Below are 23,896 nucleotides of genomic sequence, written 5' to 3'. Positions count from 1 at the left end.
CACCGAATGAACCCGAACACATAAGGAGAGCACAATGACGACTCTTACCCGCAAGATCATGGCGCTGGGGGCGGCCGCGGCCGTGGCCCTGAGCCTCGGCGGCTGCGCCGTGTCCACCGGAAACCCCGCCTCCGGCGGCGAGACCGAGCGTGAGAAGAAGGACGAGTACCGCGTCGCGTACATCGCCCGCGCGCAGGCCGACTCGTTCGCCGCGTGGCTGGCCAACGAGATGAAGGCCGCCGCCGAGGACTACGACGACATCACCCTCGAGGTCTTCGACGGCCAGGCCGACGACGAGGTCGAGAACCGGATGATCGAGAACGCGATCGCCAACAAGTTCGACGCCATCATCGTCCAGCCCAACAACGGCGACGCGCAGAGCCCGTACATCCAGCAGGCCATCGACGCCGGCATCGTGACCATCACGACCAACCCGCGCGTGGAGGGTCTCGACGGTGGCGACTCCGTCGACGCGAACCCCTACGACCAGGGCGCCGTCGTCGCGCAGCTGGCGCTGGAGCAGGTGCCCGAGAACGCGAAGGTCGTCGTCCTGACCGGCCCGGCGGGCAACTTCCACAGCACGGCGCGTCGTGACGCGTGGCAGAAGGAGTTCTTCGACAAGCGCCCCGACGTGACGATCGTCGCCGAGGACACCGCGAACTGGAACAAGGATGAGGCGCTCACCCTCATGGAGGACTGGTCGCTGGCCAACTCCGAGATCGACGCCATCATCTCGATGAACGACAACATGGCCGCCGGCGCGCTCGAAGCGCTCAAGGGCAAGTCGGGCTTCGAGGGCATCCTCGCCTACGGCGTGGACGGCACGCCCGAGGCGACCCTGCTGATCCAGGAGGGTCTGCTGACCGCCTCCACGCTGCAGAACGCACGCGAGCTGGCCGAACTCAACATGAAGTCGGTGCACGAGCTGCTCACCGGCGAGGCCGACGAGATCAACGTCGACATCGGCAACCCGCTGATCACGTCGGAGAACGTGCAGGAGTACATCGACCTCTACCTCGAGGCCGGCCTGCTCTGATCCACCCACCCGAGCGGGGGACCGGCATCACGCCGTCCCCCGCTCGGGCGCGTCCGCCCCACCCCGTCGAAAGGAATGACGTGTCCGTCATCGACAAGTTCTCCCTCCAGGGCCGCACCGCCCTGGTCACCGGCGCCACGCGCGGCCTCGGCCACGCGTTCGCCACGGCCCTGGCTGAAGCCGGCGCCGACATCGTCGTCCACGGGCGGGATCAGGCCGCCGCCGAAACGGTCCGCGATGAGATCGAGGCGCTCGGCCGGAAGGCCTACGTCGTGCTCGGCGACCTCACCGAGGCCGGCGGCGCCCAGCAGGTCGTCGACGCGTCGATCGCCGCCGCCGGCGCCATCGACATCCTCGTGAACAACGCGGGTGCCTGCATCCACCGCCCCGCCCTCGAGGTGACCGACGACGAGTGGTCGTACGTCATGGACACCAACGTCACGGCCCTGTGGCGCATGTCGCAGGCCGCCGGGCGTCACATGGTGGAGCGCGGATCGGGCTCGATCGTCAACGTCGGATCCATCTCGGGCATGATCGTCAACCGCCCGCAGATGCAGCCGGCCTACAACGCCTCCAAGGCCGCCGTGCACCAGCTCACCAAGTCGCTCGCGGCCGAGTGGGCGCCCCTGGGCGTGCGCGTGAACGCCCTCGCGCCCGGCTACATCAAGACCGACATGTCGCCCGTGGACGAGCCGCAGTTCCGCCGCATGTGGATCGAGGATGCCCCGCAGCAGCGGTACGCGACCCCGGACGAGCTCGGCCCCGCGATGGTGTTCCTCGCCTCCGACGCGGCGAGCTTCATGTCCGGCACGGTGCTGGTCGTCGACGGCGGCTACACGCTGTTCTGATTCCTCACCGACGTCCACCGGCTGTCCCCGCTCCGCGCGGGGGCAGCCGGTTCGTCGTCTGCGGAGGAGGCGGGCGGGATGTCGGCGGCACACCGTAGGCTGGAGGCGTGACGACCGCTCTGTACCGCCGCTACCGCCCCGAGGCGTTCGGCGAGATGATCGGGCAGTCCCAGGTGACCGATCCGCTCATGACGGCGCTGCGCAGCGACCGCGTCGGGCACGCGTATCTGTTCTCCGGCCCGCGCGGGTGCGGCAAGACCACATCCGCCCGCATCCTGGCGCGCTGCCTCAACTGCGCCGCCGGCCCCACCGACACCCCGTGCGGCACGTGCGACAGCTGCGTCGAGCTCGGACGCGGCGGCGGCGGCTCGCTCGACGTCGTCGAGATCGACGCGGCCAGCCACAACGGCGTCGACGACGCCCGCGACCTGCGCGAACGCGCGATCTTCGCGCCGGCCCGCGACCGCTTCAAGATCTTCATCCTGGACGAGGCGCACATGGTGACGCAGCAGGGCTTCAACGCCCTGCTCAAGCTCGTCGAGGAGCCCCCCGAGCACGTCAAGTTCATCTTCGCCACGACCGAGCCCGAGAAGGTGCTCGGCACGATCCGCTCGCGCACCCACCACTATCCGTTCCGGCTCGTGCCGCCTGCCGCGATGCTCGAATACGTGCAGGAGCTGTGCCAGACCGAGGGCGTCGAGGTCGAGCCCGGAGTGCTGCCGCTCGTCGTGCGCGCGGGCGGCGGATCGCCGCGAGACACCCTGTCGCTGCTCGACCAGCTCATCGCCGGCTCCGATGTGTCGGACGGCCCCGAGGGAGTCGTCACGGTGCGCTACGAGCGGGCCGTCGCGCTGCTGGGCTACACGCACGCCGAACTCCTGGACGAGGTCGTGGAGGCCTTCGGCCAGAGCGATCCGGCCGGCGCCTTCGCGGCGGTCGACCGCGTCGTGCAGACCGGCCAGGACCCGCGCCGTTTCGTCGACGACCTCCTCGAGCGCCTGCGCGACCTCATCGTCATCGCCGCGACCGGACAGGGCGCCTCTGCGGTGCTGCGCGGCGTTCCCACCGAGGAGCTCGAGCGGATGGGGCGCCAGGCTGCGCTCTTCGGCGCCGACCGCCTCTCGCGCACCGCCGACCTCGTCGTCGCGGCGCTGGATGAGATGACCGGCGCCACCTCGCCGCGTCTTCAGCTCGAGCTGCTCGTCGCGAGGGTGCTCGCCCGCACCGCCGCCCCCGCTTCCTCGGAGCCGCCCGCCCCCGCCGCGCCCGCGCCCCCGGCGAATGTGCATCAACCCGGCGAGAGTGCACCGGATACGGTGCCGGTTCGCCGAGACGATGCACTCTCGGCGCCCGCAACGCCCATCAACGAGCCCGCCCCGCCGGAGCCCGAGACCGAGCCCGAACCCGAGTTCGCTCCGCCCGCCCCGTCCGGGCCGTTCACGGCGCAGCGGATGCGTGACGCCTGGCCCGAGATCCTCGCGCGGCTGGAGGAGCTCAGTCGCTCGTCGTGGCTGCTGGCGTCCGGCGCGCGCGTCCTCGCCCTTGACGACGACGTGCTGACCCTCTCCTTCGCCAGCCAGAGCGACCTGGCGTCGTTCAAGAAGCGCGGCGCCGGCACCGGCCCGAGCGAAGACCTCCGGCAGGCGATCCTGGGCGTTCTCGGCATCAGGGTGAAGTTCATCGCCCGGCACGACGGCGACGGCCCAGGCGGTACCGGACCCGGGGCGCCGGAGCCGTCCCCGCCCGCGCCGGAGAGCGTCCCACCCGCCCCGGAGACGGCGCCGCCCGCACCCGAGCGACGGCCGGCGGCTGCCGCCGCGGCCCCGGTGACCGAATGGGCGGTCGCGCCCATCCCGTCGACCCCGCCCGCCGACGCCCCGGCGCCGCCCAGCGCCCTGTCCGCTGCCGTCGCCGCCCAGTTCGCCGTCGATGACGAGCCGGAGGATGCCGCGCCCGCCGCGCGACCCGTCGCCACGCTGGCCCGCGTCCGCGAAGGCGACGTGCTCCCCGACGGCGAGAGCGGCGCCGTCGCGCCCGACGACGCGGAAGATATCCCCGCTCCCGAGGCGCCGCGCGACGTTCCCGTTCCTCCGGTGGTGGCACCGCGGATCACGCCCGCCCGCGGGGGTGTGCAGCGCTACGGCGAGGCGGTCGTGCGGCAGGTGCTCGGCGCGACGTTCGTGCGTGAAGAGCCGCATCAGGCCCCGACGAGGTTCGCCTGATGTACGACGGCATCGTCCAAGACCTCATCGACGAATTCGGCCGCCTGCCGGGCATCGGGCCGAAGTCGGCGCAGCGCATCACGTTCCACATCCTCCAGTCGCCGTCCTTCGACGTGTCGCACCTGGCCCGGCTGCTCGCCGAAGTGCGCGAGAAGGTGCGGTTCTGCGAGGTGTGCGGAAACGTCTCCGAGCAGGATCGCTGCTCCATCTGCCGCGATCCGCGCCGCAACGAGACCCTCATCTGCGTCGTCGAAGACGCCAAGGACGTCGCCGCCATCGAGCGCACACGCGAGTTCCGCGGTCTCTACCACGTGCTCGGCGGCGCGATCAGCCCCATCGCCGGCGTCGGCCCCGACGACCTGCGCATCACGCAGCTCATGCAGCGACTCGCGGACGGGACGGTGCAGGAGGTCATCCTCGCCACCAACCCCAACCTCGAGGGCGAGGCGACGGCGACCTACCTCAGTCGCCTGCTGCACACCCTCGAGATCCGCGTCACGCGCCTGGCATCGGGCCTCCCCGTCGGCGGCGACCTCGAATACGCGGATGAGGTGACCCTCGGCCGCGCATTCGAGGGCCGACGCACCCTGTGAACGCGATCGCGCGGTTCACCCCGCGCGGATGGCTGCTGTTCGCCGCGATGGCGGTGCTGTGGGGGATGCCCTACCTGTTCATCAAGCAGGCGGTCGACTCCTTCTCACCGCCCGCCGTCGTGTGCATCCGCACGCTGGGCGCGGCCATCCTCCTCCTCCCGTTCGCCCTGCGCCGCGGAGTGCTCCGCGAGGCGTGGCGCGCATGGCCGTGGGTGCTGCTCTTCGGTCTCCTCGAGATGGCGGGGCCCTTCCTGCTGCTCAGCCACGCCGAGCTGACGCTGTCGTCGGGGCTGACCGGCCTGCTCGTGGCGACAGTGCCGCTGTTCGCCGCCCTGATCGCCTTCGCCGGCGGAGACCGCGGCGCGCTCCGCCCCGTGCGCGCGGTGGGGCTCGCGATCGGCTTCGCCGGCGTCGCGGTGATCGTCGCGGGTCCCGGCCTGGGCCAGTCCGACGGCCTGGGCGGCCTGGTCGCGACGGGGGAGGTGCTGCTCGTGGCCGTCTGCTACTCGATCGCCCCCTTCGTCGTCGCCACGCGCCTGCGCCACGTGCCGTCGCTGGGCACCGTGACGTTGTCGCTGCTGCTCGTGGGCCTCGGGTACCTGCCGGCGGCGCTGCTCACCCAGCACACCGTCCCCACCACCGCCAGCGTCGCCTCGGCCGTCGCGCTGACGGTCCTGTGCACCGCCGTGGCCTTCCTGGCGTTCTTCGCGCTCATCAAAGAGGTCGGCCCTGCCCGCGCCCCGTTGTTCACCTACGTCAACCCGGTCATCGCGATAGCGCTGGGCGTCCTCGTCCTCGGTGAGCCGCTCACGTGGGGGCTGCTGGCCGGTTTCCCCCTCGTGATCCTGGGATGCTGGCTCGCCGCGACCGGCGGGACGACCCGCGTGCGCCGCCGCGCCGGCGAACCTCCGGCGGTGGCGGCCGGCTGAGCCGGCGCGACGCATGTCGGCTGCGGCATCCGCACCTCCGTAAGATGGTGCGTCGGGCGCGCACCGCGCCGTCTCTCGCCGGAGGCATGCCGGCGACGCATCCCGGGAGTACCAACGTGGCGCTGATCGTCCAGAAATACGGCGGTTCGTCGGTCGCCGACGCCGAAAGCATCAAGCGCGTCGCCAAGCGCATCGTCGACACCCGTCGCGCCGGCCACGAGGTCGTCGTGGCCGTGAGCGCCATGGGTGACACCACCGACGAGCTGCTCGAGCTGGCGGGGGAGGTCGCGCCCATCCCCGCGCCCCGGGAGCTGGACATGCTGCTCTCCAGCGGTGAACGCATCTCGATGGCCCTCCTGGCGATGGCGATCCACTCGATGGGCTTCGAGGCGCGCTCGTTCACGGGCAGCCAGGCCGGCATGATCACGGATGCCACGCACGGGGCGGCCCGCATCGTCGACGTCACCCCCGTGCGACTGCGGGAAGCCCTCGACGACGGCGCCATCGTCATCGTCGCCGGCTTCCAGGGCTTCAACCGCGACACGCGCGACATCACGACCCTCGGCCGCGGCGGATCCGACACGACCGCCGTCGCCCTCGCCGCAGCGCTGAACGCCGACGTGTGCGAGATCTACAGCGACGTCGACGGCATCTTCACCGCCGATCCCCGCGTCGTGCCGCGGGCACGGAAGCTCGACCGCATCTCCAGCGAGGAGATGCTGGAGCTCGCCGCCAACGGCGCGAAAGTCCTCTACATCCGCGCCGTGGAGTACGCCCGCCGGCACGGCGTCGTCATCCACGCACGGTCCACCTTCAGCTCGGGCGAGGGTACGTGGGTGCTCGACCGCTCGCGCACCTCCGACCTCATCCCCCAGGGAGCCCACATGGAAGAGCCCATCGTCGCCGGCGTCGCCACGGACCTCAGCCAGGCGAAGATCACCGTGATCGGCGTACCCGACGTCCCCGGCAAGGCGGCGGAGATCTTCAAGATCGTCGCCAAGTCCGGCGCCAACGTCGACATGATCGTGCAGAACGTCTCGGCGGCGGCCACCGGGCGCACCGACATCTCCTTCACCCTTCCCAAGACGGATGCCGCGACCGCCCTGCGCGCGCTGGCTGCGGATCAGGCCGGAGTCGGGTTCGAGAGCCTCGTGCACGACGACCAGATCGGCAAGCTCTCCGTCGTCGGCGCCGGCATGCGCACGCACTCGGGTGTGTCGGCGACGCTGTTCGAGGCGCTGAGCGTGACCGGGATCAACATCGAGATGATCTCGACGTCGGAGATCCGCATCTCCGTCGTGCTCCGCGGCGACGACCTGGCGGAGGCGGCCCGCGCCGTGCACGCCGCCTACGGCCTGGACGGCGACGTCGAGGCGACGGTCTACGCCGGCACCGGCCGCTGACGGCCCGCGCCCTCCGCCGCTCGCGCTGCCTCGGTCGCGCAGAACTCAGGAGACACGCCGCGCGACGGGTGCCGGCGGGGTCCGGATGTGCCGGATCTCCTGAACGTGCGGCGGCGACCCCGACGGATGCGGCGGGCTCGCCGTTCTGCCGACTCGCGCCGGCCTGACGCCATGCCCGGGTGCGAGGGGCCACCGGCCCCGCGCGCCGCCGATAGAATCGGGCCACCGCGACTCCGCGGCATCCACCCGCAGCATCCCGCCCCGCAGCATCGAGGTACCGCCATGACCCGCATCTCCGATTCAGGACTCTCCGTCGCCGTCGTGGGCGCCACCGGCCAGGTCGGCGGTGCGATGCTCGACATCCTCGAGGAGCGCGGATTCCCCGTGCGCGAGCTGCGCGCCTTCGCCACCGCTCGCTCGGCCGGCTCCGACGTCGTCTTCCAGGGCAAGGCCGTTCTCGTCGAAGACGTCGCCACCGCCAAGCTCGGCGGCATCGACATCGCCCTCTTCTCCGCCGGTGCGACCGGATCGCGGGCGCACGCCCCTCGTTTCGCCGAGGCGGGCGCGCTCGTCATCGACAACTCCAGCGCGTGGCGCATGGACCCCGACGTGCCGCTGGTGGTGAGCGAGGTGAACCCGCACGCGATCTCCGAGGCGCGCAAGGGCATCATCGCCAACCCGAACTGCACCACGATGGCCGCCATGCCGGTGCTCAAGGTGCTCCACGGCGAGGCGGGCCTGGAGCGGCTCATCGTCAGCACGTACCAGGCCGTGAGCGGCTCGGGTCAGGCCGGCATCCAGGAGCTGCTCGGCCAGGTCGAAGGCGTCCTCGCGCAGGGCGACGTCGAGCGCCTCGCGCGGGACGGCTCCGCGCTGGATTTCCCGCAGCCCGACAAGTACATCGCCCCGATCGCCTTCGACGTCATCCCGTTCGCCGGCAACCTGGTCGACGACGGCTCGAACGAGACCGACGAGGAGAAGAAGCTCCGCAACGAGAGCCGGAAGATCCTCGAGCTGCCCGAGCTGCGCGTCTCCGGCACATGCGTGCGCGTCCCGGTCTTCACGGGCCACTCCCTCAGCATCAACGCCGAGTTCGCGCGGGACATCACGCCCGAGCACGCCCGCGCAGTGCTGTCGTCGGCGCCCGGGGTGAAGCTGGAAGAGGTCCCCACGCCGCTGCAGGCCGCAGGGACCGACCCCAGCTATGTCGGCCGCATCCGCGCCGACCAGTCGGCGCCCGAGGGCAAGGGTCTGGCGCTGTTCATCAGCAACGACAACCTGCGCAAGGGTGCGGCCCTCAACGCGGTGCAGATCGCCGAGATCGTGGCGGCCCGCATGGGCGCCGAAGCCTGAGGACCGGGGGTTTTCTCTCGACGTCGAGCGGTCGGATATCTTGATGTCGAGAGAGCAGGACCTGCCCGCCTAGAATTGTCGGGTGACTGAAGACGTCGACGTGCTGCTCATCGGCGGCGGGATCATGAGCGCGACCCTGGGGACGCTGCTGAAGGATCTCCAGCCCGATTGGAAGATCGTGGTGTGCGAGCGTCTCAGCGACGTCGCCCTGGAGAGTTCCAACGCGTGGAACAACGCCGGCACCGGCCACGCGGCGCTGTGCGAGCTGAACTACATGCCCCAGGGGCCGGACGGAAAGCTCGACCCGGCGAAGGCGATCGCCATCAACGAGCAGTTCCAGCAGAGCCGCCAGCTGTGGTCCACCCTCGTGGAGGAGGGCGTGCTGGATGCGCCGTCCACCTTCATCAACGCCACGCCGCACATGACCTTCGTCCGCGGGGAGAAGGACGTCGAGTATCTCCGCAAGCGCTACGAGGTGCTCAAGAAGGAGCCGCTGTTCGCCGGCATCGAGTACAGCGAGGATTCGCGCGTCATCCACCAGTGGGCCCCGCTCCTGATGAAGCAGCGCCTCAAGAGCGACCAGCCCTTCGCCGCCACCCGCGTGCCCTCCGGTACCGATGTCGACTTCGGCGCGCTCACGCGTCAGCTCTTCGCCCACCTGAAGGACTCCGGCGTCGACGTCGTGACCAACTGCGAGGTGCGCAAGCTCAAGCGCCAGAAGGATGGCGCGTGGCTGGCGACCTACCGCGGGACGGTCGGGCGCACCCCCGGCAGCATCCGCGCGAAGTTCGTCTTCGTCGGCGCGGGCGGCTGGGCGCTGAAGCTCCTGCAGCGCTCGGGCATCCCCGAGATCAAGGGCTACGGCGTCTTCCCCATCGGCGGGCAGTGGCTGAAGACCTCCAACCCGGCCATCGTCGCGCAGCACCGCGCGAAGGTGTACTCGCAGGCGTCGGTCGGCGCGCCCCCCATGTCGGTGCCGCACCTGGACACGCGGGTCGTGGATGGCGAGACCTCGCTGCTGTTCGGTCCGTTCGCGACCTTCAGCCCCAAGTTCCTCAAGAACGGCTCGATGCTCGACATCGTCACCCAGGTGCGCGCGCACAACCTCTGGCCGATGCTGAAGGTCGCCATCGACAACCCCAGCCTCCTGCGGTATCTCGTCGGTGAACTGCTGAAGAACCACGCCAAGAAGGTCGACAGCCTCCGCACGTTCGTGCCCACCGCGAAGGATGAGGACTGGGAGCTGCTGAACGCCGGTCAGCGCGCGCAGGTGATGAAGCGCGACCCGAAGAAGGGCGGCGTGCTGCAGTTCGGCACGGAGGTCGTCACGGCGGAGGATGGCTCCATCGCCGGCCTGCTCGGCGCATCCCCGGGTGCATCCACGGCCGTGTCGATCATGCTCGGCCTGCTGAAGACCTGCTTCCCCGACCGCATGCCCGAGTGGGAGGGACGGCTGAAGGCGCTCATCCCCAGCTACGGCGAGACGCTCAATCCGCGGCCCGAGGTGGCGCGCGAGATCACCGGCGAGACCGCGCAGGTCCTGGCGCTCACGGCGTAGCACCGCGCATGGCGAAGCTGTACTTCCGCTACGGCGCGATGAACTCCGGCAAGTCCACCGGGCTGCTGCAGGCGGCGTACAACTACGAGGAGCGCGGTCAGCAGGTGCTGCTGGCCAAGCCCGTGATCGACACCAAGGGTGCCGAGCGGATCGAGAGCCGGCTCGGCGTGGCGCGCACGGTCGATTTCCTGATCGGGCCGCACGACGACGCACGCGCGGCCTTCGCCGCGGCAGCCGGTGACCGTCCGATCGCGTGCCTGCTCGTGGACGAGGCGCAGTTCCTCACCCCGGAGCAGATCGACGACCTGCTGCGGGTGGCCGTGCTGGATGACATCCCCGTGATCGCTTACGGCATCCGCACCGACTTCCGCACCGAGGCCTTCCCTGGCTCCCGGCGGCTCCTGGAGGTCGCCCACAGTCTGGAAGAGCTCAAGACCATCTGCCGATGCGGGCGCAAGGCGATCTTCAACGCGCGCCTCGTGGACGGCCGCTTCGTCTTCGACGGCGATCAGGTCGCCATCGACGAAGGCACCACGACGGGAGTCGTGACGTACGAGTCGATGTGCGCGGTGTGCTACCTGCGGGAATCGGGCGGGCGCCTCGACGGCCGCTGAGCGCACCTGACCCGGTGCCTTCGGGCGGATACGCTGGCATCATGCGAGTACTCCTGGCCGGCGGCGCCGGTTACATCGGCGCGCACACCGCCGTGTCCCTGCTGGATGCCGGTCATGAGGTCGTGCTGCTGGACGATCTGTCGGGCACGAGCGCGGTGGCCGCCGAGCGGGTCGCGCAGATCACCGGCAAGCCCGCGCCTCTGGTGGTGGGGGATGCGGCCGACCGCGAGGTCGTCGAGGGCGTCTTCGCCGCGCACGGCCCGATCGACGCGATCATCCACCTGGCCGCGTTCAAGGCCGTGGGGGAGTCGACGCAGATCCCGCTGGAGTATTACCGCAACAACCTCGACACGACGTTCGCGCTGGCCGACGTCGGTGTCCGCCACGGCATCCGCTCGTTCGTGTTCTCCAGCACCGGCACGGTGTACTCCGACCCCGCCGACCTCCCTTTCACCGAGGAGGCCACCACGAGCGTGGACCTCTCCAACGCCTACAGCAAGTCCAAGCGCATGAACGAGGTCGTCCTCGCCGACCTGGCGCGCGTGAACCCCGAGCTGAACGTCACGGTGCTGCGCTACTTCAACCCGGTCGGCGCGCACCCCAGCGGCCTCATCGGCGAGGATCCGGCAGGGATCCCCAACAACCTGATGCCGTACGTCTCGCGCGTGGCGATCGGGGCGCTGGAGGAGATCGGGATCTTCGGCGACGACTACGACACCCCCGACGGCACCGGCCTGCGGGACTACATCCACGTCGTCGACCTGGCCGAAGGTCACGTCGTGGCCCTCGAGCAGGCGAAGCCGGGATACGCCGTGTACAACCTGGGCACCGGCACCCCGGTGAGCGTGCGGGAGCTCATCGCCTCGTTCGAGAAGGCCGTCGGCCGCGAGCTGCCTGCGCGCGTCCTCCCGCGCCGGCCGGGGGATGTCGCCGCGACCTACTGCGACCCCTCGAAGGCCGCGCGGGACCTGGGCTGGCGCACGCGCCTGTCGATCGACGACGCCTGCCGCGACTACTGGAACTGGCAGAGCCACAACCCCGCCGGGTACGCCACCGCCCGCTGACGCTCAGGTGTGCTGCGTCACGGCAGGTCGCCGTGGCGGGAGCGGGACGAGCATCGACGTACGGCGCTGATAGTCGGCGTACGCCGGATACTTCGACGCGCTGATCGACTCCGTGAAGATCGTCGAGCCGATGAACAGCACCGTGAGCAGCGTCGGTCCCACGATCGTCCAGTTCACCAGGCCACCCCAGATTCCCAGGCCCGCCGAGAGGGCGGCGACGGCGCCGATGCCGTAGAACACCCACCACTGCGCCTGCTCGAAGAAGAAGTTCGGGTGCCGGCTGAAGCGGAAGAGGCCCGTCGTGACGAACCCGGGCTCCAACGTGCCGCCCGCCCGCTTCTTGGCCTGATGGAAGTCCCACTGCTGCTGGTCGGCGACGAACTCGTCGACCAGGAAGGCGAGGAACAGCATGGCCAGCCCCGTATCCCACGCGGTCAACCGCGTCGGATGCTGCCACGCCATGAACGCCGGAAGCGAGATGAGCACCAGCAGCGCGTTCTGGTACAGCACGATGAACAGCAGATTGAACACCTGGAACACGGCAGGGCTCATGCGCGAGCGCAGGATCGCCCAGCGGTAGTCCTCCATGCCGGTGTAGCCGCCCTTGCGGGCGAAGTTGAAGGTCAGCCGCGCCCCCCACGCCGTCACCACGAGCGCCATCAGGATCAGGCGCGACGCGTCGCGGCCGTCGACGATCGCGGCGACGGCGAAGATCCACACGTACGCGACCGGGACGATCGACCAGATGCGGTCGACCCACGAGGTGTCCTTGGTGACGAGGGACAGCACCCAGCACGCCGCGCAGGTGACGGCGGCCAGGAGTACGACGATCAGGAGCGGATCCACGGCCCCAGGCTAGTGCGCTTGTGGCAGCGGCCCCAGGGCCGGTAATGTGGTCGGACCACAGGAGGTTCCATGGAAGACCGCTCAGCCCTCCGCGCGTGGCAGGTCGTGCTCGAACACATCGAGACCGAGCTGCGCGCGGGACGCGTGGCACCCGGCGACCGGCTGGCACCCGAGCGGGAACTGGCGACGCAGCTGGGAGTCGGCCGGTCCAGCGTGCGGGAAGCCCTGCGCGTGCTGGAGGTGCTGGGCCTGCTGCGCACCGCGACCGGCTCAGGACCCACCTCCGGCGCGATGATCGTGGCCGCCCCTCGCGGCGGCGTGTCCGCTCTTCTGCGGCTGCAGGTGGCGGCGAACGGCTTCCCCGTCGACGACGTCGTGCGCACGCGCGTCGTGCTGGAGGCCGCGGCGCTGGACGAGCTCGCCGGCGATCCGCACCGGGACACCGCGTCCGCCGCCGCGGTGCTGGACGCGATGGATGCCGTGGGCCTCTCGCCGGCGGAGTTCCTCGCTCTGGACGCCCGCTTCCACCTCGCCCTCGTCGAGGCCTCAGGCAACGTCGTGGCCTCGGCCATGATGGAGGGCCTTCGCACCGCGATCGAGTCGTACGTGCTCGCCGGTGCCACCGCGCTGGACGACTGGGACGGCACCGCAGAGCGGCTCCGGACGGAGCATCGCGCGATCGTCTCGGCCATCGACGGAGGCGACGGCGCGACGGCGCGCAGCCTCATCCACGCCCACATCACCCGGTACTACGACGAGGCGGGCCTCGCCCGCCTCTCCTGAGGAGAGAACCCATGGTCACCCGACAGCTGCCTCGGCCCGTCGAGATCTTCGAGCTGATGAAGTTCAAGGCCCCCGAGCTCAACGGGAAGAAGCGGCGACTCGACGGTGCGCTCACGATCGCCGACCTCCGCCGCATCGCGCAGCGGCGTACACCCAAAGCCGCCTTCGACTACACCGACGGCGCCGCCGAGGGCGAGCTGTCGCTGGCCCGCGCGCGGCAGGCGTTCGAAGACATCGAGTTCCACCCGAGCGTGCTGCGCCCCGCGGAGAACGTCGACACCTCCACCACGATCCTCGGTGGACCCAGCGCGCTGCCCTTCGGCATCGCGCCCACCGGGTTCACGCGCCTCATGCAGACCGAGGGGGAGACGGCGGGGGCCTCGGCGGCGGCGGCCGCGGGCATCCCGTTCACCCTCTCCACGCTGGGGACGACCTCCATCGAGGGCGTGCGCCAGGCCAACCCGCACGGGCGCAACTGGTTCCAGCTGTACGTCATGCGTCAGCGCGAGATCTCCTACGACCTCGTCCGCCGTGCCGGGGAGGCGGGCTTCGACACCCTCATGTTCACCGTCGACACCCCCATCGCCGGCGCGCGCCTGCGCGACAAGCGCAACGGGTTCTCCATCCCGCCGCAGCTGACCCTCGGGACGATCGTGAACGCCATTCCGCGTCCGTGGTGGTGGATCGATTTCCTCACGACGCCCAAGCTCGAGTTCGCCTCCCTCACCGACACCGGCGGTACGGTCGGGGACCTCCTCAACGCGGCGATGGATCCCACCATCAGCTTCGACGACCTCGAGGTCATCCGCTCCATGTGGCCGGGGAAGATCGTCGTCAAGGGCGTGCAGAACGTCGAAGACAGCGTGCGCCTGATCGACGCCGGCGTGGACGGGATCATCCTCTCCAACCACGGCGGCCGGCAGCTCGACCGCGCGCCGATCCCGTTCCACCTCCTGCCGCAGGTCGTCCGCGAAGTGGGCAAGGACGCCACGGTCATGATCGACACGGGCATCATGAACGGCGCCGACATCGTCGCATCCGTCGCCCTCGGCGCGAAGTTCACCCTCATCGGCCGGGCGTACCTGTACGGGCTCATGGCGGGCGGACGCGCGGGCGTGGACCGCGCCATCCAGATCCTGCGCAGCGAGATCGAGCGCACGATGGCGCTGCTCGGAGTCGCCTCGCTCGCCGAGCTGGAGCCGGGTCACGTCACGCAGCTCGCGCGTCTGGTGCCCCTCGGTCAGTCCGCGCCGTCCGCAGCCTCCGTCTGAACCCCTGAAACACCACATTCCGGCCGAGACACCACGCGACGCGTGTTGTCTCGGCCGGAATGTGGTGTTTCGCGCGTCAGCGCGCGGGGAGCGTGGGGATGAGGGCGTCGAGGTACGCGGCGGTGTCGGGCCACCCGTGGACCGCGTGGCAGGCAACGCCGAGCGCCAGGACCGGGTAGTCGTTGCCGTCCGGGTCGAGCCGGTCGCCGATGAACAGCATGTCGTCGAGGGGGATGCCGGTGACCTCGGCCAGCTGCGTCATGCCGTAGGCCTTGTCGATGCCGCGGTGGGTGATGTCCACCGACGTCGAACCGCCGGAGCGGACCTCGAGATCGGGGATGCGCGCGGCGACCGCTTCGCGGAGGGCGTTCTTCTTGGCGCCCGTCGGGTCCCACGCCGTCTTGGCCTCCAGCGGAGCACGCTGGCCGAGGGCGGAGAACGTGATCTGCGAGCCGCGGTCCTCCAGGATGTCGCCCCACGTCTCCGACTCCCACAGACCGAGGCGGCGGGCTTCCTCCTCCACGGCGGTCAGGGCGCGCGTCTTCTCGTCGTCGGTGAGTGAGTGGGCGTACACGGTCTCGATCTCACCGCCGGTGAGGCGGTAGTACTGCGTGCCGCACGTGGGCATCAGGTGCACGCGGCCGAGAGTCTCGGCGGAGGCCGCCGGCAGGCGATCGACGACCTGACTGCGGAACTGCGCGAGCTGACCGCCGGAGATGATCGCGACCTCGACCCGTTCGGCCAGCGCGATGAGCAGATCGCCGATGCGCGGATCGATCGGGCTCTTCGAGGGCGCGAGGGTGTCGTCGAGGTCGAAGGCGACGAGGCGGGGCGTGGATGCGGGCACAGTGCTCCTGTCCGAGACGTCTGAGGCAAGAAGAAGGCCCCGTCAGGCGACGGGGCCTTCTTCTCGATGCTACGTGGTCGGGGTGACAGGATTTGAACCTGCGGCCTCTTCGTCCCGAACGAAGCGCGCTACCAAGCTGCGCCACACCCCGTTGCAACCCCCCGAGTCTACCCCGAACCGAGGCATGCTCCGAACCGGCCGCATCCGTCAGCGCGCCGCCACTCGTCTCCGCTGGGCGAGGTGGACCAGGATCGCGACGCCTGCCAGGAGCGCCGCACACCCGCCCGCTCCCACCCGGGCACCGGCGTCGTCCCACAGACCGGTCGCGGCGAGGGCACGTGGGGCGTCATCCGGTGCGGGCTGAGCCACCGGCGGCGTAGGCACGTGCAGCACCTGGCTGGGCACGCCGAAGTCTTCGCTCCAGCGGTAGTCGCGTTCGAGATGGGGGGCCACCGAGGGCTCCTGAGCGGATGCGGCGATCTCCCACACGGCCGTGTAGTACCCCGGCCCCGGCAACTGCCACGGCGAGGTCACGCGGTACGTGCCGCCACCCTGCGCCGGCTCCGTCACCAGTTCCAGTTCGCCGACCGGCACGGCATCGGCCGGCACGTCGGGTCCGGCCGGTGCTGCATCCGTCCGGTACACGACCGCCGTGGCGCGCACGGGGACGAACGCGCCGTCGGCCGAGCGCGGCCACACTCCCTCGACCGGCGTCAGGGTGACGTCGTCGACGAAGTGCCCGGTGGCCGACTCCGGCGCCAGCACCTGCGTCGTGATTCCGGCGGAGAACACGACGGGGCGGGGAATGTCGTCCTCGGTCGTGACGGTGTAGTGCACGGATCCTCCCGGCCCCGCCGTGTGCTGCTGGCCCTCGGTGGTGAAGTACCGCACCGCAGGCGCGATCGTGGCCGAAACCGCCGCGCTCGCGCGCACGGTGAACGGGGCGCCGGCGTCGTCGGGGGCGACGGCACGGATCTCATAGGCGGTCCCCGGCACCGTGCGGGCGAGCTCTGCCGTGCCGGTCTCCGCGAAGACGGCGTTCTCGAGCGCCAGGATCACCGCCGTCCCGGCCCCGCCGTCCATCCGGAGCGTGCCGCGGCGCGGGTCGGCGTCGTCGGTCGTGAGGGTAAGTGCGGCGTCGGCACCCGGTACGGTGACCGCCATGCCTTCGGCGTAGTAGGCCTCCGCCTTCTGCTGGATGTCCGCGGAATGCTCCGGCGCCAGACGCGAGAAGATGTGATCGACCGCTCCGGCGAGGGAGTCGCCGGGGTATCCCCACGAGTGCAGGGTGGTGTCGAGGTCGGCGATGGCCTTGACGGCCCACCCGACGCTCGCCGCCTGCACCGGGTCGGCGGTCTGTCCGTAGGTGGTCACGAGATGGTTGATCCCGGCCAGCTGCTGCGGGGAGAGCCCCGCGGCGTCGCCGCGGACTCCGTGGTCGGTGCTCGGACCGGTCGGAGCCGGGAGCCCCGGCACGATGCAGTAGGTGTGCACGCCGTCGATGAGCATCGATCCGTGCCATCCGTGCGCTGACAGGGGTGCCCACGTGCCGAATCCCGCGCCCTGGGATGCCGCGGAGGCCGGCGGTGCGGTCGTCAGCACGGCGCCGGCGACGGCGAGGCCGAAGAGAAGGGCGAGGATGATGCGGCGCGCCAGCGAGGCGCGGCGGGTGGGCACAGCGGGCATGGACGGCTCCCCTTCGGCGGATCGAATGCACCGATCGTGCCCGCAGCCCCACGCCGCGTACGCCCCGCAGGCAGGGCCTGTGGATGGCCGGCTGCCCGGACGGGGCTGGGGAGGAGAGGCGGCGGCTCAGCGGGGCAGGAGCGTGAGGAGCGTGACCTCGGGGCGGCAGGCGAAGCGCACCGGCGCGTAGATCGAGTGGCCGATCCCCGCGCTGACGTTCAGCGGCACGGTGCGCCCGTCGTGGGTCCAGTCGCTCAGGCCACGGGCCTGATCCAACGGGACGTCGCAGTTGGCCACGAGGGCCTTCCGGCTTCCCGGGATCCGCACCTGTCCGCCGTGCGTGTGGCCGGCCAGCAGCACGTCGGCGCCGAGGTCGGTGAACTCGTCCAGAACTCGCCGATAGGGCGCGTGGGTGACACCGAGGGACAGGTCGCCGTCGCCCAGGCCCGCCAATGCCGTGGCGGTCGCTTCGAGGTCGTCCCAGTCGCGGTGGGCGTCATCGACGCCGAACGCACGGATGCGCAGACCGCCCACCGCGAGCGCCGCGGCGGTGTTGTCGAGGTCGCGCCAGCCCAGCTCGTCCTCGAGGTAGCGGTCGAGGGCGTCCACGTCGAGGTTCTGCACCGCCGGCTTCCGCTTGGACGGGCCGGAGAAGTACAGCAGCGGATTGCGTGGAGACGGGGCCTGCATGTCGTTGGAGCCGTGGACGAAGACGCCCGGAATTCCGGCGAACGGCGCGAAGGCAGCGCGAATGCCGGCAAGGCCCTCCGCGTGGCCGAGGTTGTCACCCGTGTTGACGATGAGGTCCGGGCGCAGGTCGGCCAGGCCGGCGATCCACTGCTGCTTGCGCCTCTGCCAGGGCGCCATGTGCGCATCGGAGAGGTGCAGCACGCGCACGGGCGACGCGCCGGCGGGCAGAACCCGGAGGGCGGCGTACCGGACGGTGAACAGGTATCGCTCGATCCCGATCCCCCAGACGGCGGCGGATGCACCGACCACCCCCACGGCACCGAGGGCCGTGAGGGTGGTCTTGGCGATGGGGCCGGGCGCCACCTAGTCGCAGTCCGCGCTGGTGTAGTTGATCGTGATCGCGGTGCTCCGCGGCGCGACGGTCCCGGCGGCGGGATCGGTTCCGGTCACGCGACCCTGGGCGCCGCCCTCCGGGTCTTCCGTGCACGTGCCGAGCGTCGCTTCGGGGAACGTCTGCCGGAGTGTGGCGAGCGCCTTGACCGGGGCCTGGCCGGTCACATCGGGCACTGCGCCGGCCTGCCCGTTGCTGGGGCTGATCGTGATCGGGGTGCCGCCCGGCGCAGACCCGGACGGGCTCTGCGCGGCCACGATGTCCGTCGGCTGGTCGCTGTCGACCGGTTCGCCGACGACGACCTCCCACCCAGCATCGGTCAGTGTCGCCGTGGCCTGCTCGATCGTCTGCCCGACGACGTCCGGTACCTCACGGGTGACGCGGCGCGTCAGGTTGTTGTCGGGTGCCGGGAAGCGGTCGCCGCCGTAGAACTGGTTGGCGACGCGCTGGATGTCACGCGCCATCGGGTAACGGATGTCCATGAGCCGGCGGCCGTTGTACCACGTGCGTGCGATGTCGCCCTGGCCTTCGACGGTGCCCGCCAGGACCGCGGTGGCGACGTTCGTGGAGGACTCGATCATCCACGACTGCTTCGTCTCATGCGTGCCGGTCTTCCCGATCAGCGGTGTGCCGTCGTACGGGTTCCCCTGCGCGCCGGTGCCCCCGTTCATGACGCCGGCGAGGGCGGATGCGGCCGTCGCGGCGACCTCGGGCGACAGCACGGGCGTGCAGGAGCGCGCCGGAACCAGTTCGGGACGCTCCGTGCCGTCGGTGTCGGTCACGCGGTCGATGACCTTCGGCTGGCAGTACACGCCTCCGTTGGCCACCGTCGCGTAGGCACCGGCCATCGCCAGCGGCGACACGGAGTCGCTCCCGATCACGTTGTAGCCGTTGCGCATCTCGATGTCGCTGCCGTTGGCGAGGGTGACGCCCATCTTCTTGGCCACCTTGGCGATGTCGCACAGGTCGAGCTCCGCGGCCATCCCGAAGAACCCGGTGTTCAACGACTGCCGCGTGAACTGCATCGGCGTGCCGTTGTATCCGGCCTGGTTGTTGAAGTTGCGGACGCGCGTCTTGTCGTAGTTGACGTAGTCGCCGTAGCAGGAGTTGGTCATGTTCGGCACAGGGCGATCCCGGCCGTTGACGACCTCGTTCACCGAGCGGCCCTGCTCGAGCCAGTCGACGAGCGTGAACAGTTTGAACGTCGATCCGGCCTCGAAGCCGTCGGAAGCTCCGAATTGCCGGTCACCGGCATAGACGATCGAGGTGTAGGCGGGATCGGATGCGGCGACGTCCGCGTCTTCGGTGAATCTGGTGTTCTGCGCCATCGCGAGGACGCGGCCGGTCTTCGCCTCGATGCTCACGGAGGCGGCGCCGAACCGCATGCCCTCGACCGAGGCCGGTGCGTAGTCGTCCATCGCCTTCTGGGCGGCGTTCTGAACGTCCACCGCCAGCGTGGTGTAGATGTTGAGGCCGTCCTGACGCAGCGAGCGCAGCCGCTCCTCGGCGGTCTCGCCGAACGCGGGATCGTTGCGGATGACCGAGACCACGTACTGGCAGTAGTAGGGGGCGGCGGATGCGGCGCAACCCTGCGAGGCGGGCGTGATCTGCGGCGTGATGGGCTCCACGGCTGCGGCCACGTACTGGTCGCGCGTGATCTTGCCGTCGTCCAGCAGACGGCTCAGCACGTAGAGCTGGCGACCCTTGGTGGCGCTGTAGCCGTCGGCGGCGGCGAGGTACTGCTCGGGCGTGATCGTGCCCTCGTCGCGGAGGGTGTTGAGCGCCTGGATCGTGCCGGGGTTGACGTCGTCGATCGAGCCGTCGGGTGCCTTGTTGTAGGCGACGCCGTCGGCGTCGAAGATCGTGCCTCTTTCGCCGCGGTCGATGCGGTACGTGTTGGGGTTCTGCACGATGCCCGCGAGCGTGGCGGCCTGACCGAGGCTGAGCTCGGCGGCGGGGACGTTGAAGTAGTACCGGGCGGCGGCCTCGATGCCGTAGTTGGTGCCGCCGAAGTTCGCGATGTTCAGGTAGCCGAGAAGGATGTCGTTCTTGGAATATTCCTTCTCGAGCTGGATCGCGTACCGCATCTCCTGCAGCTTGCGCTCGTAGCCCTCGACGCCGGAGGCCGTCGTCGCCTCCGTCCAGCAGCTCTGCAGCACCTCATCGCGGGTGCGAATGACTTCACCGGCGTCGTCGCGCTCGGCGACGGCGTCGCGCTCGCACTTCTGGATGAGGACGTTCTTGACGTACTGCTGGCTGATCGAGGATCCGCCCTGCGTCTGCCCGCCCTGGGCGTTGCTGAGCAGCGCGCGGGTGGTGCCGATGAGGTCGACGCCGCCGTGCTGGTAGTACCGCGGGTCTTCGGACGACAGGATCGCGTCGTACATCACGGGCGCGACCTGATCGAACTCGACGGGCTGGCGGTTCTGGTCGTAGAACTGCGCGAGCACCTGGTCGCCCGTCCAGATCGTGGTCGGCTGCATGAGCTTGTCGATCTTCAGGATGCTGGGCATGTTGTCGAAGATCGAGATGGCGCTGGATGCGGCTGCCCCCGTGACGGCGATGGCCGGAGTGACGGTGGCGGCCACGAGAAGACCCGCGACGGCGCTGAGACCGACGAGGCCGGCGAGACCGCCGAGCACACCCGTGGCCGTCCGTTTGTGTTCAGGCATAGGCTTGATGCTAAGCCAGATACCTGGGCGAAGTCTCGATAGGCATGCGTCTCGGACGTAGCCGTGCGCCCTCTCCTTCGACGACCGGAGTCGCGATGACCACGTGGGAATACCTCACGGCACCCCTTCTCATCCACAACACCGCCGCCATCCTCAACAACTGGGGTAAGCAGGGCTGGGAGCTCGTGCAGGTGGTGACCGGACCCGAAGGAGGGCTCGTCGGCTACTTCAAGCGGCCCAGCGGCGGCGGTGGCGAGAACGCCGGCCTCGGCGCCGCGGCGCAGGCCGCGCAGCAGTTCGGGGAGGGCGCGTGAGCGTCGCGGAGCGGCTCGCCGACCTCGGTCTCGAGCTGCCGCCGGTCGCAACTCCGGCCGGTGCCTACGTGCCCGCGAAGGTGCACGGCGACCTCGTCTTCACGGCCGGGCAGCTGCCCCTCGTGTCGGGCGCCCTGCCGGCCACCGGCAAGGTCGGCGACGGCCACGGCCTCGTGCCGGCTGCGGACGCCAATGAGTACGCGCGGCTGTGCGCGCTGAACGCGATCGCCGCGGCAGCGGATGCGGCGGGTGGCCTCGAGCGCCTCGCCGGCGTCCTGAAGGTCATCGGCTTCGTCTCCTCCGTCCCGGAGTTCACCGGGCAGCCCGGCGTCATCAATGGCGCGAGCGAGCTCCTCGGCGACCTCTTCGGCGACGCCGGCCGTCATGCCCGCTCGGCCGTCGGGGTGCCCGTGCTGCCGCTGGACAGCCCCGTCGAGGTCGAGGTCGTCTTCACGCTCGCCTGACGCCACGCCGAAAGTGCACCACCTCGTCGAGAGTGCACCGGATGCGGTGCACTCTCGACGGGGCGATGCACTCTCGGCGATCGGGCTGGCTACTTCACCTGCTTGCTGATGACGCTCATCACCGCCGTGTCGGCCAGGGTCGTGGTGTCACCGACCTCGCGGCCCTCGGCAACGTCGCGCAGCAGCCGCCGCATGATCTTGCCCGAGCGCGTCTTGGGCAGCTCGCCCACGATGTAGATGTCGCGGGGGCGTGCGATCGCCCCGATCTGCTCGCCCACCCACGTGCGCAGCGTGCCGGCGAGACCCTCCGGCTCGTGCGCCTTGAGGAAGCTCTGCTTGATGATCACGAAAGCCACGACGGCCTGACCCGTGGTCTCATCGGCGGCGCCCACCACCGCCGCCTCGGCGGTGGACTCGTGCGCCACGAGAGCCGATTCGATCTCGGCGGTCGACAGGCGGTGGCCCGAGACGTTCATGACATCGTCGACGCGCCCGAGCAGCCACACGTCGCCGTCCTCGTCGAGGCGCGCGCCGTCCCCGGCGAAGTAGTAGCCCTTGTCGGCGAACTTGTCCCAGTACGTCTCCTTGTACCGCTCCGGGTCGCCCCAGATGCCGCGGAGCATGCTCGGCCACGGCTCGGTGATGACCAGCAGCCCGCCGTTGCCGTTGCCCACGTGCTCGCCGGAGTCGTCGACGACGTCGATCGCGATGCCGGGGATCGGAACCTGTGCCGAGCCGGGCTTGGTCTCGGTGATCCCCGGCAGCGCGGAGATCATGATGGCGCCGGTCTCGGTCTGCCACCACGTGTCCACGATGGGCGTGGATTCGCGGCCGATGATGTTGCGGTACCAGACCCACGCCTCCGGGTTGATCGGCTCGCCCACCGAGCCGAGCAGGCGCAGCGACGACAGGTCGAAGCGCTGCGGCACCTCGCGCCCGATCTTCATGAAGGAGCGGATGGCGGTGGGGGCGGTGTAGAAGATCGAGACGCCGTACTTCTCGATGACCTCCCACCAGCGCCCGGGGTGGGGCGTGTCGGGGGTGCCCTCGTACAGCACCTGCGTCGCGCCGTTTGCCAGCGGCCCGTACGTCACGTACGTGTGGCCGGTGATCCAGCCGATGTCGGCGGTGCACCAGTACACGTCGGACTCGGGATGCACGTCGTGCACGACCCGGTTCGTGAACGCCGCCTGGGCGAGGTATCCGCCGGAGGTGTGCAGGATGCCCTTCGGCTTCCCCGTCGTTCCGGAGGTGTAGAGGATGAACAGCGGGTTCTCGGCGGGGAAGGGCCGGGCCTCGTGATCGGCGGATGCTGCGGGCACGGCCTCGTGCCACCACAGGTCGCGCTCGGGGTTCCACTCGACGTCGTTCCCGCCGCGGCGGACGACCAGCACGTGCTCGACGGTCTCCTGCTCACCTGAGCCGTTGCGGTCGGCCAGCGCCATGTCGACGGCGGGCTTGAGCGGCGACACCTTCCCCTTGCGGTAGCCGCCGTCGGCGGTGATCACGAGCTTCGCGCCGGCGTCGTCGATGCGTGCGCGCAGGCTGTCGGCGGAGAACCCGCCGAACACGACCGAGTGGATCGCGCCGATGCGCGCGACGGCGAGCATCGCGGCCACGGCCTCGGGGATCATCGGCAGGTAGATCGCGACGCGGTCGCCGTGGCCGATGCCCAGACCCTCCAGGACGTTGGCGACGCGCTTGACCTCGTCGGTGAGCTCGGCGTACGTGATGCGGCGCTCCTCGCCGGGCTCTCCCTCCCACAGCAGCGCGACCCGCTCGCCGTTGCCGGCCTCCACATGGCGGTCGAGGCAGTTGTAGGCGACGTTCAGCTCGCCGTCGGCGAACCACTCCGCGAACGGCGGGTTGGTCCAGTCCAGCACCTGCGTGAAGGGGGTGTGCCAGTGCAGCAGGTCTCGTGCCTGATCGGCCCAGAAGCCCTCCCGGTCGGCGGCGGCGCGTTCGTACAGCTCCGCGGTTCCCACCGCGTCGGCAGCGAACTGCGCCGGAGGCGCGAAACGCCGGGTTTCGGAGAGGAGATGGTCGATCTGGCTGCTCATGCGCGCTCCTTTGCGGGAAGTGGCCGGACGGCGTTCCTTCCCGCCGTCGCGACAGGGTCAATCTAGTTCGAGGCCGCGACGGCCGACTACCTCCGATAGTTGGCAGGCTGGCGTCCGGCGCGTCGGTCGGCCCCCTGCCGGGATGGCGTAAACTGAAGGAGCCCGAACATCGATTCGGCATGCGTGACGGGCGGACCCCCCTATACCGCCTGTCACGTGGCGGCATCCCGTTTCCCCCCAGATGGGATGCCG

20 protein-coding genes and 1 tRNA gene are annotated in these 23,896 nt (G+C 70.3%); 14 read left to right on the top strand and 7 right to left on the bottom strand.

Going from position 1 to position 23,896, the window contains the following annotated elements; genetic code table 11:
- Positions 1–34 precede the first annotated feature (34 nt).
- The 10 genes from E4K62_RS13570 (at position 35) to galE (ending at position 11,620) form a co-directional block, all read left to right on the top strand.
- The gene (locus E4K62_RS13570) at positions 35–1,036 is read left to right on the top strand and encodes a sugar ABC transporter substrate-binding protein (RefSeq protein WP_187270405.1); all 1,002 of its coding nucleotides are present in this window, start codon (positions 35–37) and stop codon (positions 1,034–1,036) included.
- Positions 1,037–1,116: 80 nt separating this feature from the next.
- The gene (locus E4K62_RS13565; RefSeq protein ID WP_135068286.1) at positions 1,117–1,884 is read left to right on the top strand and encodes an SDR family NAD(P)-dependent oxidoreductase; all 768 of its coding nucleotides are present in this window, start codon (positions 1,117–1,119) and stop codon (positions 1,882–1,884) included.
- A 107-nt stretch (positions 1,885–1,991) separates the two neighbouring features.
- Complete coding sequence (locus tag E4K62_RS13560; RefSeq protein WP_135068284.1) at positions 1,992–4,106, top strand: DNA polymerase III subunit gamma and tau; 2,115 nt, start codon at positions 1,992–1,994, stop codon at positions 4,104–4,106.
- A complete protein-coding gene (gene recR / locus E4K62_RS13555; protein ID WP_135068282.1) occupies positions 4,106–4,699 on the top strand; it encodes a recombination mediator RecR in 594 nt (197 codons plus the stop codon). Before E4K62_RS13560 ends, recR begins: the two co-directional genes overlap by 1 nt.
- Positions 4,696–5,628: a DMT family transporter gene (locus E4K62_RS13550; RefSeq protein ID WP_135068280.1), complete on the top strand. Its 933-nt coding sequence runs from the start codon at positions 4,696–4,698 to the stop codon at positions 5,626–5,628. The genes recR and E4K62_RS13550 overlap by 4 nt, the downstream gene beginning before the upstream one ends.
- A gap of 116 nt (positions 5,629–5,744) precedes the next feature.
- Positions 5,745–7,031: an aspartate kinase gene (locus tag E4K62_RS13545; RefSeq protein ID WP_135068278.1), complete on the top strand. Its 1,287-nt coding sequence runs from the start codon at positions 5,745–5,747 to the stop codon at positions 7,029–7,031.
- A gap of 282 nt (positions 7,032–7,313) precedes the next feature.
- Positions 7,314–8,384, top strand: a complete 1,071-nt coding sequence (locus E4K62_RS13540; RefSeq protein ID WP_135068276.1) for an aspartate-semialdehyde dehydrogenase — start codon at positions 7,314–7,316, stop codon at positions 8,382–8,384.
- Positions 8,385–8,466: 82 nt separating this feature from the next.
- A complete protein-coding gene (locus E4K62_RS13535) occupies positions 8,467–9,942 on the top strand; it encodes a malate:quinone oxidoreductase (RefSeq protein ID WP_135068274.1) in 1,476 nt (491 codons plus the stop codon).
- Between the two features lie 8 nt (positions 9,943–9,950).
- Positions 9,951–10,556 carry a thymidine kinase gene (locus tag E4K62_RS13530; protein ID WP_135068272.1) on the top strand — a complete coding sequence of 202 codons (606 nt, stop codon included), beginning with the start codon at positions 9,951–9,953 and terminating at the stop codon, positions 10,554–10,556.
- A gap of 41 nt (positions 10,557–10,597) precedes the next feature.
- Entirely contained in the window at positions 10,598–11,620 is a 1,023-nt protein-coding gene (galE, locus tag E4K62_RS13525; RefSeq protein WP_135068270.1) for a UDP-glucose 4-epimerase GalE, read from the top strand.
- A gap of 3 nt (positions 11,621–11,623) precedes the next feature.
- Here galE and E4K62_RS13520 read toward each other — a convergent pair whose 3' ends face one another.
- Entirely contained in the window at positions 11,624–12,466 is an 843-nt protein-coding gene (locus E4K62_RS13520; protein WP_135068268.1) for a DUF1295 domain-containing protein, read from the bottom strand.
- 69 nt (positions 12,467–12,535) lie between these two features.
- On the opposite strand from E4K62_RS13520, the gene E4K62_RS13515 reads away from it, so the two are divergent.
- Together E4K62_RS13515 and E4K62_RS13510 are read left to right on the top strand one after the other, a co-directional pair.
- Positions 12,536–13,249 carry a FadR/GntR family transcriptional regulator gene (locus tag E4K62_RS13515; protein WP_135068266.1) on the top strand — a complete coding sequence of 238 codons (714 nt, stop codon included), beginning with the start codon at positions 12,536–12,538 and terminating at the stop codon, positions 13,247–13,249.
- Between the two features lie 11 nt (positions 13,250–13,260).
- Positions 13,261–14,520: an alpha-hydroxy acid oxidase gene (locus E4K62_RS13510; protein ID WP_135068264.1), complete on the top strand. Its 1,260-nt coding sequence runs from the start codon at positions 13,261–13,263 to the stop codon at positions 14,518–14,520.
- Between the two features lie 76 nt (positions 14,521–14,596).
- Here the strand turns inward: E4K62_RS13510 and E4K62_RS13505 are convergent, their stop codons facing one another.
- From E4K62_RS13505 to E4K62_RS13485, 5 genes are all read right to left on the bottom strand, one after another.
- Entirely contained in the window at positions 14,597–15,367 is a 771-nt protein-coding gene (locus E4K62_RS13505; RefSeq protein WP_135068262.1) for an HAD-IIB family hydrolase, read from the bottom strand.
- Between the two features lie 74 nt (positions 15,368–15,441).
- Positions 15,442–15,518, bottom strand: a tRNA-Pro gene (locus E4K62_RS13500).
- Between the two features lie 56 nt (positions 15,519–15,574).
- A complete protein-coding gene (locus E4K62_RS13495; protein WP_135068260.1) occupies positions 15,575–17,053 on the bottom strand; it encodes a hypothetical protein in 1,479 nt (492 codons plus the stop codon).
- Positions 17,054–17,179: 126 nt separating this feature from the next.
- Positions 17,180–18,106: a metallophosphoesterase gene (locus E4K62_RS13490; protein ID WP_135068258.1), complete on the bottom strand. Its 927-nt coding sequence runs from the start codon at positions 18,104–18,106 to the stop codon at positions 17,180–17,182.
- Positions 18,107–20,806, bottom strand: a complete 2,700-nt coding sequence (locus tag E4K62_RS13485) for a transglycosylase domain-containing protein (RefSeq protein WP_135068256.1) — start codon at positions 20,804–20,806, stop codon at positions 18,107–18,109. It lies immediately after the preceding gene.
- A 95-nt stretch (positions 20,807–20,901) separates the two neighbouring features.
- Between E4K62_RS13485 and E4K62_RS13480 the strand changes: the two genes are divergently transcribed.
- Positions 20,902–21,120, top strand: coding sequence for a Sp36 family protein (locus tag E4K62_RS13480; RefSeq protein WP_135068254.1), 219 nt, complete (start codon positions 20,902–20,904; stop codon positions 21,118–21,120).
- A complete protein-coding gene (locus E4K62_RS13475; protein WP_135068252.1) occupies positions 21,117–21,584 on the top strand; it encodes a RidA family protein in 468 nt (155 codons plus the stop codon). The genes E4K62_RS13480 and E4K62_RS13475 overlap by 4 nt, the downstream gene beginning before the upstream one ends.
- A gap of 89 nt (positions 21,585–21,673) precedes the next feature.
- Here E4K62_RS13475 and acs read toward each other — a convergent pair whose 3' ends face one another.
- The gene (gene acs, locus E4K62_RS13470; protein ID WP_135068250.1) at positions 21,674–23,644 is read right to left on the bottom strand and encodes an acetate--CoA ligase; all 1,971 of its coding nucleotides are present in this window, start codon (positions 23,642–23,644) and stop codon (positions 21,674–21,676) included.
- Between the last annotated feature and the right edge of the window lie 252 nt (positions 23,645–23,896).

This window comes from Microbacterium wangchenii (assembly GCF_004564355.1).
GTDB classification, from domain to species: Bacteria; Actinomycetota; Actinomycetes; order Actinomycetales; family Microbacteriaceae; genus Microbacterium; species Microbacterium wangchenii.
This window is presented reverse-complemented; position numbering and strand designations above follow the sequence as displayed.

Excerpts from the sequence above, each read along its gene's own strand:
- E4K62_RS13510 (WP_135068264.1), top strand. The coding sequence starts at position 13,261 with ATGGTCACCCGACAGCTGCCTCGGCCCGTCGAGATCTTCGAGCTGATG.
- acs (WP_135068250.1), bottom strand. The coding sequence starts at position 23,644 with ATGAGCAGCCAGATCGACCATCTCCTCTCCGAAACCCGGCGTTTCGCG.
- E4K62_RS13540 (WP_135068276.1), top strand. The coding sequence starts at position 7,314 with ATGACCCGCATCTCCGATTCAGGACTCTCCGTCGCCGTCGTGGGCGCC.
- E4K62_RS13480 (WP_135068254.1), top strand. The coding sequence starts at position 20,902 with ATGACCACGTGGGAATACCTCACGGCACCCCTTCTCATCCACAACACC.
- E4K62_RS13570 (WP_187270405.1), top strand. The coding sequence starts at position 35 with ATGACGACTCTTACCCGCAAGATCATGGCGCTGGGGGCGGCCGCGGCC.
- galE (WP_135068270.1), top strand. The coding sequence starts at position 10,598 with ATGCGAGTACTCCTGGCCGGCGGCGCCGGTTACATCGGCGCGCACACC.
- E4K62_RS13485 (WP_135068256.1), bottom strand. The coding sequence starts at position 20,806 with ATGCCTGAACACAAACGGACGGCCACGGGTGTGCTCGGCGGTCTCGCC.
- E4K62_RS13495 (WP_135068260.1), bottom strand. The coding sequence starts at position 17,053 with ATGCCCGCTGTGCCCACCCGCCGCGCCTCGCTGGCGCGCCGCATCATC.
- E4K62_RS13515 (WP_135068266.1), top strand. The coding sequence starts at position 12,536 with ATGGAAGACCGCTCAGCCCTCCGCGCGTGGCAGGTCGTGCTCGAACAC.
- recR (WP_135068282.1), top strand. The coding sequence starts at position 4,106 with ATGTACGACGGCATCGTCCAAGACCTCATCGACGAATTCGGCCGCCTG.
- E4K62_RS13530 (WP_135068272.1), top strand. The coding sequence starts at position 9,951 with ATGGCGAAGCTGTACTTCCGCTACGGCGCGATGAACTCCGGCAAGTCC.